Consider the following 17,257-nt stretch of genomic DNA (forward strand, 5'->3'; position numbering starts at 1 on the left):
CTATCTCATTTTATTAGAAAATAGCTTACCGTGGTCATCGGGCAACCTGGACAGCATCGACGTGGTGCGGGGTGCCGGCTCGGTGCGCTACGGGCCGCAAAACGTGGGCGGGGTGATCAACTTTGTGACCCGGGCCATCCCCGAGACCTTCCAGGGCGAGGTCGGCACAACCCTGGAAACCTCCGAGCGTGGTGGCTGGAAACATATTGAATCGGCATTTCTCGGCGGCACGGCGGACAACGGTATCGGTGCTGCATTGCTGTATTCCGGAGTCAAGGGTGATGGCTATCGCGCGCGCAACAACGACAACGATATCGATGACGTCTTGCTCAAGACCCACTGGGCACCCACCGACCAGGATGATTTCACCCTCAATTTCCACTACTACGACGCCACCGCGGACATGCCCGGTGGCCTGACCCAAAAGCAGTTTGACGCTGACCCGTACCAGTCGCTGCGTGACTACGACAACTTTACCGGGCGACGCAAGGATGTGTCCTTCAAGTACCTGCGTCAGATCGACGACCAGACCCAGTTTGAAGTCCTGACCTATTACACCGACAGCTTCCGTGGCAGCAACATTGCAGCCCGCAATCTGCAAACCCTGGCTTCGTATCCGCGCAGTTACCACACCTTCGGTATCGAGCCGCGGGTGTCCCATGTGTTCACCCTGGGGCCGGTCACGCAGGAAGTGGGGCTGGGCTATCGCTACCTCAAAGAGGCGATGCATGAAGAGGCCAGCCAGGTGTACCTGGTCAATAACGTGCCTGTGCCGGGGCCCGGGGCAGACGGTCATGTGTATCAGGATCGCACAGGTGGCACCGAGGCCAACGCGTTCTATATCGATGACAAGATCGATGTGGGCAACTGGACGGTCACCCCGGGTATCCGCTTTGAGCGGATCAGCACCAACTGGCACGACCGCCCGGTACTGGGCAATAACGGCAAACCAGTGCAGGAAAAAAACCGCAGCATCGACAGCAGCGAAGCACTGCCGGCCCTGAGCGTGATGTATCACCTGTCGGACGCGTGGAAACTGTTTGCCAACTACGAGACCTCGTTCGGCAGCCTGCAGTACTTCCAGCTGGGCCAGGGCGGTGTCGGCGATGCGACCGCAGCGGGTTTGCGTCCTGAAAAGGCCAAGACCTATGAGCTGGGTACGCGTTACGACAATGGTGTGTGGGGCGGTGAAGTGACGCTGTTCTACATCGACTTTGCCGACGAGTTGCAATATGTGAGCAACGATGTGGGCTGGACCAACCTGGGCGCGACCAGGCACCAGGGTATCGAGACCTCGGTTCACTACGATATGTCGGCACTGGACGCACGCCTTGACGGCCTGTCGGTCAATGCGGGCTTTACCTACACCAAGGCGACGTCCGAGGGTGACATTCCCAACTTCAAAGGGCGTGATCTGCCGCTATATTCGCGCCAGGTGGTCAACCTCGGGGCGCGTTACGTGGTCAACCGCTGGACCTACAACCTGGACATGTTTGCCCAGTCCCAGCAGCACGCGCCGGGCACTGGCGGGGTGTACATCACTGATCCGACCCCGGATGGCCAGTACGGCGATATTCCTGGGTATGCGACCTGGAGCACCCGAGTCGGTTACGACTTCGGCCCTGAAGCGTCAAACCTGAAAGTGGGAGCGGGGATCAAGAACCTGTTCAACCACGAGTACTACACCCGCTCCAGCGACAACAACGCGGGGATTTACCTGGGCGAGCCGCGTACGTTCTTTGTGCAGGCGAGTGTGGGTTTTTAAGCCAAAAGCCCCCTCACCCGGAGGGAGAGGGGACTAAAAGCAGAAGCAAATTTGTGCAACACCACCCATCGGCCCCCTCTACCGCCGGGAGAGGGCTGGGGTGAGGGGCTCGCTCTAAACCCGCAAAATCCGCCCGCTGATGGCTACGGCTATGAGCATGGCGGTGATCAGCAAAAAGGCCGCGCCCAGGCTGCTGGCATGGGCAATAAAGCCGATGGCCGCAGGCCCTGCCAGAATCCCCGCATACCCCAGGGTGGTAATGGCTGGCACGGCGATATGTTCCGGCATTACGGTCTGTTTGCCCACGGCGGTGTACAGCACCGGCACGATATTCGAACACCCTGCGCCCACCAGCGCATAACCGAGCAATGCTGACTCCCAGTTCGGTGCCAGGGTTGCCAGGGCCATGCCCGCGGCGGCAAACAACCCACCCAGGACAATCACCAGCCGCGCACCCAGACGCTTGACGATGGTATCGCCCATCAGTCGGCCCGCGGTCATGGTCAAGGCAAACGCGGCATAACCCAGACCGGCATAGGCATCGCCAATGCCTTTCTCGGAGGTCAGGAATACGGCGCTCCAGTCGAGCATTGCGCCTTCGGCCAGGAACACGGTAAAGCACAGCAAGCCGATAAAGAGCACCACGCCGTGGGGCACGGCAAACGCCGGGCCGTTGCTTTCGCTGCCATAAGGCAGCAGGTGCGGAGCAGCCTTGAGCAGGGCTGCGAGGATCAATGCAATCACCACCACAATCGCCCACAGCGGCGTCAGGCCCAGCGCCAGCAGGGCGCTGACCCCGGCCGCGACGGCAATCCCGCCGACGCTGAACAGCCCGTGAAAACCCGACATCATGGTGCGCCCGCTGGCACGCTCGACGATCACGGCCTGCAAGTTGACGGTGGAGTCGACGGCGCCGAGCCCAGCGCCAAACAAGAAGAGTGTGGCGATCAGTAGCGGTATGGCACTGACCGTCGCCAGCAGTGGCAGCGCGAGGCAGATCAACAGCGTGCCGCCCACCAGCACCCGGCGGCAGCCATAACGGCTGGCGAGGATGCCGGCAATGGGCATCGCCAGGATTGAGCCCGCGCCCAGGCACAGCAATAACAAGCCCAAAGTGGCCTCGTCCAGTCCCGCACGGGCTTTGGCGTAGGGCACCAGTGGCGCCCAGGCGGCGAGGCCAAAACCGGCGATGAAAAAGGCAATGCGGGTCGACATTTGTTCGAGGCGCCCCGGCACAAGGGGCATTTGGGTGGTGATGGCAGTCATGGTCATCCTTGGAAAACGGCTTTGGTGCGCTGCGGCGTAACATCCTTGCATATTTGCGGCCTGTGTCGCGAGGGCGCTGGCGTACGGCTTGGCGAGAGTGGTTGAATAGCGCGCTTGCTTATCCCACTGCCACTGGTGCGTATTTTATGGACAAGAATTCTGACTCCGCAGTGCTGTTGCTCAACCCCGTCGGGCTGTATGACCCTGCGCCCAACGGTTACTCCCATGTTGCCCGTGTGGCCGCGAATGTGCGGCTGGTGTACACCGCCGGCCAGGGCGGCGAGAACGCCGACAGTGAGCTGTCGACGGACTTCGCCGAGCAGGTGCGCCAGGCCTTTGCCAACCTGCAGATCGCCCTGGCAGCGGCCGATGCACAGATCAAGGACGTGGCCAAGATCACCGTATTGATCGTGGATCACAGCCTGGAGCGCTTACAGATTTTGGGCGCCGAAGTGAAGCGGGTATGGGGGGAGCTGCCGGCCCCGGCCTGCACCTTGATCCCGGTGCCGCGCCTGGCGCTGGATGAGATGTTGTTTGAGGTCGAGGCGGTAGCGGCGGTTGCCGTCTGAGAGATTGCCCTGTGGGAGCGGGCTTGCTCGCGATAGAAACGGCGCGGTTTACCTGATACACCGCATCGATCCAATCGCGAGCAAGCCCGCTCCCACAGGGACAATGTGGGGCGTTAAACCTGCAATAACCGCTCGCGCAGTTTGCCGATTTCGTCGCGCATTTGCGCCGCCGCCTCGAACTCGAGATCGCGGGCCAGGGCGTACATTTTTTCTTCCAGTTGGCGAATGCGCTTGCTGATCTCGCTGGGCGAGCGCAGCTCGTTCTCGTACTTGGCGTTTTCTTCCGCGGCCTTGGCCATGCCTTTGCGCTTTTTGCTGCGCGAACCCGGCACTACCGCACCCTCCATGATATCCGCGACATCCTTGAGCACGCCTTTGGGCGTAATGCCGTTGGCGAGGTTGAAAGCGATCTGTTTCTCGCGCCGGCGTTCGGTCTCGCCGATGGCACGCTCCATCGAGCCGGTGATACGGTCAGCGTAGAGAATCGCCCGGCCATTGAGGTTACGTGCCGCCCGGCCAATGGTCTGGATCAACGAGCGTTCGGAGCGCAGGAAGCCCTCCTTGTCGGCGTCCAGGATCGCCACCAGCGACACCTCGGGCATGTCCAGCCCTTCACGCAGCAGGTTGATCCCCACCAGCACGTCAAATACGCCCAGGCGCAGATCGCGGATGATTTCGACGCGCTCCACGGTGTCGATATCCGAGTGCAGATAGCGTACCCGCACGCCATGGTCGGCCAGGTAATCGGTGAGGTCTTCGGACATGCGTTTGGTCAGGGTGGTGACCAGCACACGCTCTTCCAGCGCCACGCGCTTGGCAATCTCGGAGAGCAAATCGTCGACCTGGGTGAGGGCCGGACGCACTTCGATCTGCGGATCGACCAGGCCGGTGGGGCGCACCACCTGCTCGACCACGCGGCCCGAATGTTCGGCTTCGTAGTTGCCAGGGGTGGCGGAAACAAAAATGGTCTGCGGGCTGATGCGTTCCCATTCGTCAAAACGCATCGGCCGGTTGTCCAGTGCCGAGGGCAGGCGGAAGCCATATTCCACCAGGGTCTCTTTACGTGAACGGTCGCCTTTGTACATGGCGCCCACTTGCGGCACGCTGACGTGAGACTCGTCGATCACCAGCAGCGCGTCGGCCGGCAGGTAGTCGAACAGGGTCGGTGGCGGGGCCCCGGACTCGCGGCCCGAAAGGTAGCGCGAGTAGTTTTCGATGCCGTTGCAGTAACCCAGCTCCATGATCATTTCCAGATCGAAGCGGGTGCGCTGTTCCAGGCGCTGGGCCTCGACCAGCTTGTTATTGGCCCGCAGGTACTCCAGCCGCTCCTTGAGTTCTTCCTTGATCCCTTCCACGGCGTCGAGCAGGGTTTCGCGCGGAGTCACATAGTGGCTCTTGGGGTAGAAGGTAAAGCGTGGCATCTTGCGGATGACTTCGCCGGTCAGCGGGTCAAAGGCACTGATGCTTTCGACTTCATCATCGAACAGTTCGATGCGCACCGCCTCCAGATCCGATTCGGCAGGATAGATGTCGATCACATCGCCGCGCACGCGGAAGGTGGCGCGGGCAAAGTCCATATCGTTGCGGGTGTATTGCAGATCGGCCAGGCGGCGCAGCAACTCGCGCTGGTCGAGCTTGTCGCCACGGTCGACGTGCAACACCATCTTCAGATAGGTCTCGGGGCTGCCCAGGCCATAAATGCACGACACCGTGGTAACGATGATCGCGTCCTTGCGCTCCAGCAGGGCCTTGGTTGCGGACAGGCGCATCTGCTCGATATGGTCGTTGATCGAGGCATCCTTCTCGATAAAGGTATCGGAGGAGGGCACGTACGCTTCGGGCTGGTAGTAGTCATAGTACGAGACGAAGTACTCCACCGCGTTGTTCGGGAAGAATGACTTGAACTCGCCGTACAGCTGGGCAGCCAGGGTTTTATTGGGCGCCAGCACCAGGGTGGGGCGGTTCACATGGGCGATCACGTTGGCAATGCTGAACGTCTTGCCCGAACCGGTTACCCCGAGCAGGGTCTGGTGCGACAGGCCGGCTTCGATGCCTTCAATCATCTGGCGAATGGCTTCGGGTTGATCGCCTGCGGGCTTGAAGCGGGTAACAAGCTGAAAATCGGGCATGAAGGACCTCAGGGTTTGCTTCTATAAAAGCAGTAGCCTTTATAAGTGCATGCGACTCAGGCCGCAGGAAAAAACAGGATACGGCTAAATATGGAGGTCATGTCCGACTGTTTCAAGGTACAGCTCTGATACGGGCATATCGGCAAAGATTGCAATTAGACCAGTGGCCTGAAAATAAACTCAAATACTTGGGTAAAACCGGCAATAGGCTGTTGCCCGAATCCTGATCGGGCTTATACTTGCTCCCCGTTTGTGCACCGCTCTAGTGCAATCGGCTGGAGCGTTGTCACCCCCTCCATTCCCCATTCAGAGCCGCCGTAATAATGAGCCTGTTCTCCGCTGTCGAAATGGCACCACGCGATCCTATCCTGGGCCTCAACGAAGCATTCAACGCCGATACCCGTACCAGCAAAGTGAACCTGGGGGTTGGTGTTTACTGCAACGAAGAGGGACGAATTCCGCTCTTGCGTGCCGTTGTCGAAGCCGAAACGATCCGGGTTGCCCAGCACGCGTCGCGCGGTTATTTGCCGATCGATGGTATTGCCGCCTACGACCAGGCCGTGCAAAAGCTGTTGTTCGGTGCCGAGTCGCCGTTGCTGGCAGCTGGCCGGGTGATCACCACTCAAGCCGTTGGCGGTACGGGCGCGCTGAAAATCGGTGCTGACTTCCTTAAGCAACTGCAGCCAGGCGCAGTAGTCGCGATCAGCGATCCAAGCTGGGAAAACCACCGTGCACTGTTTGAAGCCGCCGGTTTTCCGGTGCAGAACTACCGTTACTACGACGCCGCCAGCCATGACGTCAACCGTTCCGGCATGCTCGAAGATCTGAATGCCTTGCCCGCCGGCTCCATTGTTGTGCTGCACGCTTGCTGCCACAACCCGACCGGTGTCGACCTGACCCCGGCCGACTGGCAGAACGTGCTGGACGTGGTCAAGGCCAAAGGCCTGATCCCGTTCCTGGACATGGCCTACCAGGGCTTTGGCGACGGCATCGACGAAGACGCAGCAGCAGTACGCCTGTTCGCCGGCTCGGGCCTGAGCTTCTTTGTTTCCAGCTCGTTCTCCAAGTCGTTTTCTCTGTACGGCGAGCGTGTCGGTGCACTGTCGATCATCACCGAATCGAAGGAAGAGAGCGCCCGTGTGCTGTCCCAGGTCAAGCGCGTGATCCGTACCAACTACTCCAACCCGCCGACTCACGGTGCAACCATTGCTGCAGCCGTGCTTAACAGCCCTGAGCTGCGTGCGATGTGGGAAGACGAGCTGGCAGAAATGCGCCTGCGCATTCGTGGCATGCGTCTGCAAATGGTTGAGCTGCTGTCGAAAAAGGCTCCTGGGCATGACTTCAGCTTTGTTGCACGTCAGCGTGGCATGTTCTCGTACTCCGGTCTGACCGTTGAACAAGTAACGCGTCTGCGTACCGAATTCGGTATTTATGCCCTTGATACCGGCCGAATCTGCGTGGCTTCTTTGAACCAGCGCAACATTGAGGCGGTAACCGACGCCATTGTTCAGGTCATCTGAATAATGCAGGGAGAAGTCAGCAAAAGTGTTGACTTCTCTTTTTATATCAGTAAGATAGACGCAATTCCGCGATAGCTCAGTTGGTAGAGCAAATGACTGTTAATCATTGGGTCCCTGGTTCGAGTCCAGGTCGTGGAGCCAGATAGTAAAAAAGCCGCTAGCGATAGCGGCTTTTTTTTGCCTGAAATTTGGCAATGGGCGGGTGGAGGGGTGTATGTATTACAAACTCAAGTATTTCCTTTTAGGCAGTCTGTTGGCTGCGGCTTTAGTCTGTTTGACCCCGTACCTTGTGAGCAGCGATGAGGACTCCAGCCTGTATGCCGGGTGGGCAAGCGGGTTTGCGGCATTGGTGATTATTTTTGGCTTGCTGCATTTGGGGATCGAAAGAGATAACAGGATTTTTCTCGAGACTATTCGCAGGCATGAGAAATGCCTGATTTCTCATCGGCTGTCTGGCAAAAGATTGCTTCACAAGTTGGCCCGTCGACAGTTACTGCCCTATCCGCCCGTGAGAAGTGGACTTCCCAAGTTTCTGGTTGATTTGATGGACGGAAAGGAGAAATCAATTTGGGTATCTCCCGGGGCACCCGCAGACGTGCAGCAGTTGCTTTTGGGAACTTTTTCCACAAAAGAGTGGGTCATGGCTTTGTCTTTCGAGGTTTCGAGCGCCGATATTGTCATGCCGCCGACGCTCATCAAGAGGCTTTTCGGTACTTCTCAGCAACGGATTTTAAAGACTGTAGATATACCGGATGACGCGGATATTTATACTCGTGTTTCTGGGAGATGGGAAAAGCTGGAAGGCAAAGAGCGTGATCAATGGTTTGATTTGGCAGATCGTATTGCCAGCAACAAGAGGATGCTGAGACGGGCCCTGAAGCAGTTTTAGTATGATGTTTTGGCGTTTAAAAGCCCCATGTCCGGCTTTGTGTGCAGGCCGCTAACGGCCTGCTGATGTGCCAGTCAAAGAGTTTGAGCCTTTGCAAAGGCTATGGCCGTCCCGATATCCAGAGAGATGGAAGCATAAGACTTTACCAGCAGCGACTCAGGCAGTGCCCAGTCCCATTTTTCTCGTCGCATATTCTCAACATCGGCCAGCAACGTTTTCAGGTCGCTGGCGTCCAGCGCTGCAACCTGTTCAAGTGCCCACATCATCTTGTCGCTCTTGGCGTTGGTCGAAATCAATAAACCGTCCCCCTCACAACGCAGCCCTACGTGATTAAGCAGCAAGCACAGGGCGTCATTGGCGTGATCACCCAGCCAGCTTACGATCTGGCATGTGTCGCCTGTCAGCAGGATATGTCGCTGCGACAGCCCAAGCGCAGCAAAAGTCTGGCGTGCTTCGTCCAGTAACGCCTGGGCCGTGCGATCAATAAAAGGGCACGGGGTGCTTTCAGCCAGCAGTGCGCGCATTTCTTGGCGCACCCGATCATGAATCATTGCACCCAGCCCTTCAAAATAGGGGGGAGCACCACCCCGTGAGGGCGAAACGGTAATGATCTTGGCCTCAAGGTCAACGTCCTGAACTTGCCAGCGACGCCCGCCGAAGATGATTCGCTGATCCTTGGCCAGCGGACGGCTCACCGGTAACGCACCCAAAGGCTTGCCTGCACACACCAGACGAAACTCCTCATCACTGCTGAAGGCGCTGTAAAACTCATAATGGTTGATCAATCGCTCGCCAATGACTCCCGGCAGCAACAGGCCTGAACTTTCCTGGGTGATAAGTTCTTTTGCACCAAGGTTTTTCAGCAGTTCAACAAAGTCTGCCTTTTCAATCCGGGTGAACGCACCGTCTGCAACCAGGCGCCTCCATAGCTCGGGGGCAGTGGCCCCCCCGCATTGAGCAATGATGGAAAGGCATTGCTGAACGAATGTGGACGCATGCACACCTTGAGTACGCGGAGGTTCGAACCATGATTGTGTGAGCAGGCGAATCATGGCAATGGTCTGTACAAGCCCCTGGCGTAATCGATCTGAAAGGTCGGAGCTGGCTGTTAACGGCTGTTCTTTGCAGTAAGCCCGCAAAATAGCAGGTTCGCCCGGGCGCCTGCCGGAGCGCCCCAGGCGTTGACGCAGGCTGGCTACAGAGGGCGGGCAGCCAATCTGCACGACATTCTTGATTGAGCCAATATCGATGCCCAGCTCAAGGGTCGATGTGCAGATCCCTGTTGCGGGAAACTCCCCGGATTTCAAAGCGTGCTCGGCTTGTTCGCGCAGATCTTTGGACAGGCTGCCGTGGTGAGGCCAGAACTCATTGGGTACGGCATCGCGCTCACAACATCGTCTAAGTCGATCAGCGAAAGACTCAACCTGGGTACGGCTATTGGGGAATACCAAGTTGTTACTGCCCCTGAGCACCTTGTAAAGATGCTCGGCGATTGCGAAGTCAGGGGAGTGCTGATCTTCAGGCTCATCATCAGAGGCCGATTCAAGTTTATCCCGGCCTTCGAGCAACTTGCACATGGGTAGCTGGATATAGCCTTTAACCTGGATCTGCAGCGTCTGCCCCGCGTTTTTGGATTCAATGACCGTGACCCCCTCGGCACGCCGAGGGCAAAGAAAGTTGCTGGCCATCTTCATATCACCCAGCGTTGCCGACAGGCCCACTCTCGGCAAGTGTCGACCGACGACAAGTTCTACACGGTGCATCAGTGATTGCAGTTGTTTGCCGCGCTCACTGCCTATAAACGCATGTAATTCGTCAACGACGATGTAACGCAGATTTTTGAATAGGGCGCCCATGTTGGAACCACGGTTCACGAAAAGAGCTTCCAGCGATTCTGGCGTGATGAGCAAAACACCTTCAGGCGATTTCAGGAATCGATGTTTCTTGTTCGCCGAAATGTCTCCGTGCCAGGCAGTTACCGGGATGTCCAGTTGCTCGCACAGACGACCCAGGCGCTCCCATTGATCGTTAATCAGGGCTTTGAGGGGGCTGATATACAGCACGGCTCCGGGTATATCGGGATGATTGAGCAGGTGCGTCAGAATAGGTAGGAAAGCAGCCTCGGTTTTACCCGCCGCAGTGGCTGCAGCAATGATGACATCTTGATCAGCGCCTACCAGAGCAGCTATAGCTTGCTCTTGGGCATCCCTTAGCGATGTCCAGCCTTCAGCCCAGATCCAGCGTTTAATCCTGGAGTCGAGAAGGCTGAAAGAGGAGGACTCAGAGCTCGAAGGTGGCAAGTTCATCATCCTGCTCCACAGTCAGGTCTGACGCTCCACCGGTGTCTTTTGCCACGTCAACACTGCCAATCAGTTCGCGCCAATCAGAACCAGGGTTCTGCTCAAGGATTGCCAGCAGGTTGATAAATGCAGTGATCGTTGTGCGTGGGGTACGAAAGTAAGCTTCCCCAAGACGCTGATTACAGTGTGTCATGAATTTTGGCAGTGCTTCGTCGGGGAGCAAGTACTTCTGCGGATCTCCCGAGGCATAGACGTGCCGTAGCTTTTGCAGTAACACGTAAAAGTCTTCAGGCGTCAGACTGGTGAGGCGGATTACCGGGCCTGAGAGGTCAATCAGTCCGCTTTTGGCAAAGGAGTTCTCCGCCAGCCGTGACTGCAGGGCAGGGTAGCTGAACAACCCGCGACGAGTATCCATCAGGAACTCAGGAGTGCCTCCCAGAACAAAACCCAACCCTTGTGAAGCTCCTTGCAAGGAGTCGTTGAGAATACGCAGGATTTGTTCATAGTTGGCGTTACGGGCTTGGGTGTTTGCCAGCTTGTAGAGATTGACCAGTTCATCAAGGCAAACCATCAGCCCGGCATACCCGGCCAGGCGTACGAATCTGGAAAGCAGTTTGAGCTGATCATAGACCGAGGCGTCGTCAATAATGGTCCGAACGCCGAGCGCTGCTCGCGCATCGGTCTTTGTTGTAAATTCACCCCTTAACCAGCGAATGGCATCGGCCTTGAGTTGCTCGTTGCCCTCGTCAAAGCCCCGGCAGTAAGCTGCGATCACGTGCGCAAAGTCATACCCGTTGACCATTTCAGTCAGCTCATTGAGGCGTACCTGGATTACGTTTTCGGTACTTTTACCCGATGTCTTAGCCTCTGCTTTCGCCTGGGATATGAATTTTTCGACGATACCTTGCATTGCTCCACCGTCAGGCTTTGTACGTGTGGACATGTTTTTCGCCAACTCGGCATAAAGCGACCGGGCCTGCCCGCCGCTGGCATGCAAGCGGCGGTCCGGGTTCAAGTCTGCATGCATCGTGACCAGCTTGCGCTCCATGGCAATTGCACGAACCAGGTTCAAGAAAAAGGTCTTGCCCGCACCGTATTCGCCTATCACAACACGAAATGCAGCACCACCGTCTGCCAAGCGATCCACATCTTTGAGCAGCGCATCCAGTTCGCCTGCGCGGCCAACCTGGATAAGGTGTTGGCCCACACGCGGCACAACCCCTGCGCGCAGTGATTGAATAAGCGCATCGCGATCTTTTGTTCGAATAGTGCTCATAGGGCCAATTTTTCCAAAATGTCCGGGTTGATTTCGACGGGCTCTTCACCTTCGGTAACGGGCATGTCGAAGTGTTCAAAGGCAAGTTCGTTGATGTGTTCCAAAGCCCCGTCGAGCATCAGATCCATGTCGCTCGCGGTGTCTTGCAGCTCAGAACGACTCCACTGGGGGCGCGAGAGCAACAGCCTTAGAAAGGCGAGATGCTCACCCTCCAACCCGGGGATAATTGCAACAGCATCAGCCTGCACTTCGATCACAAGGGCAGTGGGCTCTGGTTCAGGTTCGAGGGCAGAGTCTTCAATAAACACTTTAGCCAGTAATGCTGAGACTGCTTCGGTTTCCCGCTGCAGCAGAGCAATACGATCCAGATTAAGCACTATGCCGCCGACTTCAGGCATCGATTCAAGTACAGGCGTGGTCAAAGGAACGCCGAAGTGCTCCGAGAACGCTCGTGGTGCAGTGGCAACATGCAGGTTGCCGTAAAGCGTCATTGGATCTAGCTGAAGTGTTTTGTAAATGCGCTCCAGCAGTTTGACTTCTTCGCAACTGACAGACCCGTCTGCTTGCGCAAGGCTGGCAAGGAAGTGAGCAATGGTCTCCTTCTCAGTGATGGATAAAGGCTCGAGCCTGCTCTTGAGGCTTGCTAGTGTGGGGGGTTGATGCAGTTGAATGCCAAGATGGGCTTTAAGGCGTTTGCGCTGAGCAATACTCAAGTGTTGCCAGGCATCAATCTGGCTCAACAGCAGTGAGACTTCTTCTGCCGATATCTCTCCGTCTGCAACGGTTACTGCGCTAGCCAGATCAAGTGTCAGGCATGCAGCGTTAAAAGCAGGTGTCGCCCGGAGCACGCCATCGTCAGGTTGCGTGACAAAGAGGGCAATACAATCATCGGGTTTGGGCATTCTGCTGCCAGCCAACACGTCTGGTTCCATGCCTATTTGCAGTGATTCTAATGCCCGAGCCATGGCCATAAGCAGGGGGCGGGACAAAACACCGTTACTATTGAAGCGTTTACCCAGCTCTATAAAGGTCATGACCTCGAGGTCATCCTCTATCCTGGTTTTTAGGCTTCCCAGCTCATCGCGCAAGGTTGCTGGCCACAGTGAAACGGGTAATTGCAGCAAGCCCTCCAGCTTTTGCGTGTGGTCGGGGTAACGCCCAATAAAACGGCTATAGGCGTCCAGGTCGCTGGAACAGCGATCGAGCAAAAACTGAAGTTTCTTGCGATTCAGCGCGCTGGCCGAGACGTCGGGAATATCACCCATGCTTATCACCGCTGCACCCACCACTCTAGAAGCTGCCCGGTAAGCATGTTTGAGCCTGGTTTTGTTGTGGCTCAGCAGAATGCCCTGCGGGTATATCCGTTCATATTCCGTTATAAAAAGTTTGCTCAGTAAATCGGGGCAACGCGTTGCCGGTGTGCGCCTGATGATGTCGGGGTCTGACAGTGCCCAGGCAATAGCCCATTGCGCATTAACGGGATGTTGATGCATAGCCATTTGCCCTAAACCGGCTCTCAGGCCAATCGACATACTGGATCGTATTGCCGTGGTCACCGCAGGGGGCTTTAAATACAGGTTGTCGTCGATGCTTGAAGAGCAAAGATAATCGAGAAAACCTTCTGCATAGCCTCGCAGTGAGCTATTTGAACCGTAGATACCGAGAAGTCGCTCGACTTCTTCAACGATATCCGACAGATCGGCAATGGCGTCTTGATCTTCGCCCGCGTCGATCAGGGCGCGCCGCTCCAGGCCGTAGAAAAATAAAAACACATAACCGATATCAGCGCGCGGATCACAACGGCCGCCTGCCAACCATTGCACATATCCCCGGCGCGCTTGTGCAGAAATGGACTTGTAATCAGGCCAATAGGTCATCAGTGATAAGGAGGAGTCGACCTCGTCAGATGAAAGCTTGAGCAAGGTATTTATTAGAGAAGGCTCATACAGCCCCGCACGGGGATCAACGCATAAGGTGGTGTAGATCAGTCCTCCGGGGATCAGGAACTTGCCTACCGAAAGTGTTTGCCCTTTCTTTAACCAGCGTGCGGCGACGTTAGGCCCAGCAAGGCCGGGAGGGAGCTGGATTGAGCAATCCTGCGCTTCTTGAATCGGTGGCGGGGGGATTCTGAATGCCTTGTCAGGGCGAGTGCCTAGATTGATTGTGAAGAAATCAGAGCTGGAAGTGCTTGCCATTGGGATGTTCTCAAATGGGCTGCTGGTAACTGTCCAGAGAGCAATTGAATCTTGAGGCCAGGATGATGGCTTATCGGCAGTATCTCTATTTATTCGACTATGACCAAGTGTTCAAGGCTGGGGTGGGGTAGATCTCAGAGCTGGCGTGGGCAGAAAACTGATGATTTTCGATATTTTGCCCTGCGGTGGCCTGGGCAATAAGTGCGGCAGCCAATGGCTAATGGCGTCTAGCACAGCGGCTGCAGAGCGATTCATATTGCGAATCTAATACTAAAAAAAATACACCGGGCAAAACTGTTTTTTATGCGGTGCATCACGAATATCGCTATTCGATAATAATAATTGTTTACCCGTATCTGAGAATGATTATTATTGGCGCCAGTGTTGCCTCGCTAAAAGGACCTGTGTCAGTGATAAAAACTTCTCCGGTTTTTTCCCGGCTACAAGACGGGAAAGTTGTTTACGGCATGCTCAACTCCCTGCCTTCACCCATGCTTTGCGAGATGCTCGCGTTTGCCGGCTACGACTTTGTAATTCTTGATCTGGAGCACTTGCTGCGCTCCGAAGAAGACATCATGCATTGCGTTCGGGCGTGTGAGGCCGCAGGTATTTCGCCCTGGCTGCGCATGGCGCAAGTGGACGAGAAACTGATCGGCAGGGCGCTGGACGCCGGTATCGAAGCCATCGTGCTGTCACGCACCGAAAGCGCCGTACAGGTTCAGCGCGCCATTGAGGCGGCCTTTTTTCCGCCCCTGGGCAAGCGCGGCATGACCGGTGGGCGCATAACCGGCTTCGGTCGCCTGCCACTGCCCGAATACATCGATCTGGCCAACCGCCAGACCCCCATTATTCCCATGATCGAAAGCCGCGCCGGTGTTGACGCGCTGGGCGACATCCTGCAACTGGACGGGGTCGGCATGATCATGGAAGGCGCCCTGGACCTGGCCCTCGATCTTGGCCTGGGGCCTGATCCTCTCAATCCTCGGGTCTGGCAAACCCTGCAAGGCATGGCCGACGCCTGTCTTGGCGCCGGCGTCGCTTTTTGCGCCAACCCCCGCACCGTCGAACAGAACGCGCTATGGCGCGCCCGCGGCGTGCGCAGTTTTCTGGCCGGTGAAGACCGTGGCTTGCTGCATAACGCACTCAAAGCCCGCCTGCATTCTCTCCAACAGCAATAATGAGTCGACGTAGTCCAATGAAAACAATATCCCTACACTTTTCACTGAGCCTCATGACACTGGGTATTTGCCAGGCTGCCATGGCCGCCGATCAACAACCCCCCGGCCACAGCGTTGAGCTGGCGCCCATGACGATTGAGGGCGATGTACTGGGTGCCGCCAGCGATCAGGAAGTGCGTACCTATGCCGGGAGTCGCAGCGTCATCGATTCCAGCGACCTGAAAAAAGCCAGCACCCGTGGCCTGGATGATGCGCTGCAACGGGTTCCGGGTATCAAGATTTTCGACGAGACCGGTACCGGTGCGCTGCCCCAGATTTCGGTACGCGGCCTGTACGAGAGCCGCAGCGGACGCATCCAGGCCTTGTCGGACGGCATCCCGCTCGCGTTGGCACCCTATGGCCAGACCGGCCTGTCGCTGTTCCCAATGACCATGGCCACGGTCGACCGGGTTGATATCGTGCGCGGGGGCGCAGCGGTGCAATACGGTCCGAACAACGTCGGCGGGGTGATCAACTTCATCAGCAAGCCGATTCCCCGCGAATGGGAAACCACCCTGCAGGAGAAAACCACGTTCAATGCTGGCAGGCGCCAGTTGTGGGATACCTATCTGGGCACCGGCGGCTACCTGACTGACAACTTCGGGCTGCAACTGGACATCAATACCCTGAGCGGCGAATACGGGCGCGAACACTCTGATACCGATGTGCAGAACTACCGCCTGCGCGGCCAATGGAACATCGATGATGACCGGGATCTGAGTTTCGGCGTTCAGCATTACAAGGCCGACATGGACCTGGCCGGTGCCCTCAGCGTCAAGGACTACAAGGACGACCCGCGTCAGTCAACGCGCCCGCTGGACCGCTTCGAGGGTGACACGGATCGTGTGTGGGGCACTTACACCCAGCGTCTTGGCGCCATGGGGCCGTTCGATTCGGTGGAGTTCAGCTGGACCAACTTTGCCCACAACAGCTACCGCAATTTCGTCGTAGGCCTGCCGTTCACTCCGGACGGTACGGCCGTGACCAAGCAGGACGGCCCGCGTGACTTCAAGGTTTGGGGTTCGGAGCCGCGCATCAGCGCCACCATCGATGGCGCCACCGTCGGCCAGACCTGGCTACTCGGTGCCCGCTATGTCAGCGAAGACATCAGTTACAAGGTCAACCGGCAGAGTCTGGCTACGGGTGTGACTGCACCGTTTCGCGACTGGAAATTCGATGACAGCGCCCGTGCCTTCTACATTAGCAACGCCATCAGCCTGCTTGATCATCGCCTGACCATCACCCCCGGCGCGCGCTATGAAAACGCGCGCATGAACTACAGCGATGGCATCACCGGGTTCGAGCGCGAGAACAAGTCTGAAGAATGGCTGCCGGGCCTGACCGTGGGTTACCAGGCCAACGACGCCTGGTATGTCTATGCCAACGCGCAGAAGTCCCTGCGTCCGCCTCAGGTTACGCAGATCGTCAAGGAAGGCGCGGTCGGTGCCGAGCTGGCCTGGAACTACGAGACCGGCGTGCGTTACACCCCGTGGGAGGGCATGCGTGTCGACTTCAACTTGTACCGCATCGACTTTGATGACCAGATTGTCTACAACGCCACCACCGACCGTTTCGACAACCTTGGCAGCACACGTCATCAGGGTTTCGAGACTGATATTTTCTGGACCCCGCAGGCCATGCGTGATCTGGACCTGCATGCCGGTTATGCCTATCTCGATGCCAAACAACGCAACGGCACTTACAAAGACAACGAAGTGCCGTACTCCTCGCGAAACCAGTTTATGGTGGATGCCCGCTACCGTTTTGCCGAGCACTGGACCTACAACCTCGACGGTCTGTACATCAGCAAGGCCTACACCGACGCTGCCAATACCCGCGAAGAAAACGCCTCTGCCAGCGTGGGTGAACTGCCTTCTTACTGGGTGTGGAACACGGCTATCGAACGTGAGTTCCCGCTGGCCGACAAGAGCATCCTGACCGCCTCGGCGGGCATCAGTAACCTGTTCAACCGCGAATACTATTTCCGAGGTATCGACACCAGCCCTTGGGGTCGTCAACCCGCGCCAGAGCGTTCGCTCACCTTAGGCGTCAATTACCGCTTCTAAACCGCGCACACGCGCTTTTGTAAATCAGTTGCCCATCCTGCGGGACGGGCAACTGTTGCCCCCAG

10 protein-coding genes, 1 tRNA gene and 1 pseudogene are annotated in these 17,257 nt (G+C 57.1%); 7 read left to right on the plus strand and 5 right to left on the minus strand.

Annotation, left to right across the window (positions count from 1 at the left end; all coding sequences use genetic code 11):
* Positions 1-25: 25 nt before the first annotated feature.
* Positions 26-1,765, plus strand: a pseudogene (locus tag GHO42_RS07190) (TonB-dependent receptor family protein); the annotation flags it as partial.
* A gap of 114 nt (positions 1,766-1,879) precedes the next feature.
* On the opposite strand, the gene GHO42_RS07195 reads toward GHO42_RS07190, so the two are convergent.
* Positions 1,880-3,031 carry an MFS transporter gene (locus GHO42_RS07195; protein WP_153384140.1) on the minus strand — a complete coding sequence of 384 codons (1,152 nt, stop codon included), beginning with the start codon at positions 3,029-3,031 and terminating at the stop codon, positions 1,880-1,882.
* Between the two features lie 146 nt (positions 3,032-3,177).
* Here GHO42_RS07195 and GHO42_RS07200 point away from each other — a divergent pair, with 146 nt between their 5' ends.
* Entirely contained in the window at positions 3,178-3,600 is a 423-nt protein-coding gene (locus GHO42_RS07200; protein WP_095024768.1) for a RidA family protein, read from the plus strand.
* 113 nt (positions 3,601-3,713) lie between these two features.
* Here the strand turns inward: GHO42_RS07200 and uvrB are convergent, their stop codons facing one another.
* Positions 3,714-5,729, minus strand: a complete 2,016-nt coding sequence (gene uvrB / locus GHO42_RS07205; protein ID WP_153326111.1) for an excinuclease ABC subunit UvrB — start codon at positions 5,727-5,729, stop codon at positions 3,714-3,716.
* 323 nt (positions 5,730-6,052) lie between these two features.
* On the opposite strand from uvrB, the gene GHO42_RS07210 reads away from it, so the two are divergent.
* The 3 genes from GHO42_RS07210 (at position 6,053) to GHO42_RS07220 (ending at position 8,138) form a co-directional block, all read left to right on the plus strand.
* Positions 6,053-7,249, plus strand: a complete 1,197-nt coding sequence (locus GHO42_RS07210) for an amino acid aminotransferase (RefSeq protein WP_095023547.1) — start codon at positions 6,053-6,055, stop codon at positions 7,247-7,249.
* A gap of 65 nt (positions 7,250-7,314) precedes the next feature.
* Positions 7,315-7,390, plus strand: a tRNA-Asn gene (locus GHO42_RS07215).
* Positions 7,391-7,463: 73 nt separating this feature from the next.
* Entirely contained in the window at positions 7,464-8,138 is a 675-nt protein-coding gene (locus GHO42_RS07220; RefSeq protein ID WP_153326113.1) for a hypothetical protein, read from the plus strand.
* A 74-nt stretch (positions 8,139-8,212) separates the two neighbouring features.
* Here the strand turns inward: GHO42_RS07220 and GHO42_RS07225 are convergent, their stop codons facing one another.
* From GHO42_RS07225 to GHO42_RS07235, 3 genes are read right to left on the minus strand one after another with little or no spacing between them, the layout of a single operon-like run.
* Entirely contained in the window at positions 8,213-10,375 is a 2,163-nt protein-coding gene (locus GHO42_RS07225; protein ID WP_368668062.1) for a DEAD/DEAH box helicase, read from the minus strand.
* A 43-nt stretch (positions 10,376-10,418) separates the two neighbouring features.
* Positions 10,419-11,714, minus strand: a complete 1,296-nt coding sequence (locus tag GHO42_RS07230; protein ID WP_153326118.1) for an ATP-binding protein — start codon at positions 11,712-11,714, stop codon at positions 10,419-10,421.
* Positions 11,711-13,909 (minus strand): TerB N-terminal domain-containing protein, encoded by a 2,199-nt coding sequence (locus GHO42_RS07235; RefSeq protein WP_153326120.1) that lies wholly within the window; start codon positions 13,907-13,909, stop codon positions 11,711-11,713. The genes GHO42_RS07230 and GHO42_RS07235 overlap by 4 nt, the downstream gene beginning before the upstream one ends.
* Positions 13,910-14,319: 410 nt before the next feature.
* On the opposite strand from GHO42_RS07235, the gene GHO42_RS07240 reads away from it, so the two are divergent.
* Together GHO42_RS07240 and GHO42_RS07245 are read left to right on the plus strand one after the other, a co-directional pair.
* On the plus strand, positions 14,320-15,087 hold the full coding sequence (locus tag GHO42_RS07240) for an aldolase/citrate lyase family protein (RefSeq protein ID WP_165446477.1): 768 nt from the start codon (positions 14,320-14,322) through the stop codon (positions 15,085-15,087).
* A 17-nt stretch (positions 15,088-15,104) separates the two neighbouring features.
* The gene (locus GHO42_RS07245; RefSeq protein WP_153326122.1) at positions 15,105-17,192 is read left to right on the plus strand and encodes a TonB-dependent siderophore receptor; all 2,088 of its coding nucleotides are present in this window, start codon (positions 15,105-15,107) and stop codon (positions 17,190-17,192) included.
* Positions 17,193-17,257 lie beyond the last annotated feature (65 nt).

The sequence above is a fragment of the Pseudomonas sp. FSL R10-0056 genome (assembly GCF_009600105.1).
Lineage (GTDB): Bacteria > Pseudomonadota > Gammaproteobacteria > Pseudomonadales > Pseudomonadaceae > Aquipseudomonas > Aquipseudomonas bubulae.

Excerpts from the sequence above, each read along its gene's own strand:
- GHO42_RS07195 (WP_153384140.1), bottom strand. The coding sequence starts at position 3,031 with ATGACTGCCATCACCACCCAAATGCCCCTTGTGCCGGGGCGCCTCGAA.
- GHO42_RS07200 (WP_095024768.1), top strand. The coding sequence starts at position 3,178 with ATGGACAAGAATTCTGACTCCGCAGTGCTGTTGCTCAACCCCGTCGGG.
- uvrB (WP_153326111.1), bottom strand. The coding sequence starts at position 5,729 with ATGCCCGATTTTCAGCTTGTTACCCGCTTCAAGCCCGCAGGCGATCAA.
- GHO42_RS07210 (WP_095023547.1), top strand. The coding sequence starts at position 6,053 with ATGAGCCTGTTCTCCGCTGTCGAAATGGCACCACGCGATCCTATCCTG.
- GHO42_RS07220 (WP_153326113.1), top strand. The coding sequence starts at position 7,464 with ATGTATTACAAACTCAAGTATTTCCTTTTAGGCAGTCTGTTGGCTGCG.
- GHO42_RS07230 (WP_153326118.1), bottom strand. The coding sequence starts at position 11,714 with ATGAGCACTATTCGAACAAAAGATCGCGATGCGCTTATTCAATCACTG.
- GHO42_RS07235 (WP_153326120.1), bottom strand. The coding sequence starts at position 13,909 with ATGGCAAGCACTTCCAGCTCTGATTTCTTCACAATCAATCTAGGCACT.
- GHO42_RS07245 (WP_153326122.1), top strand. The coding sequence starts at position 15,105 with ATGAAAACAATATCCCTACACTTTTCACTGAGCCTCATGACACTGGGT.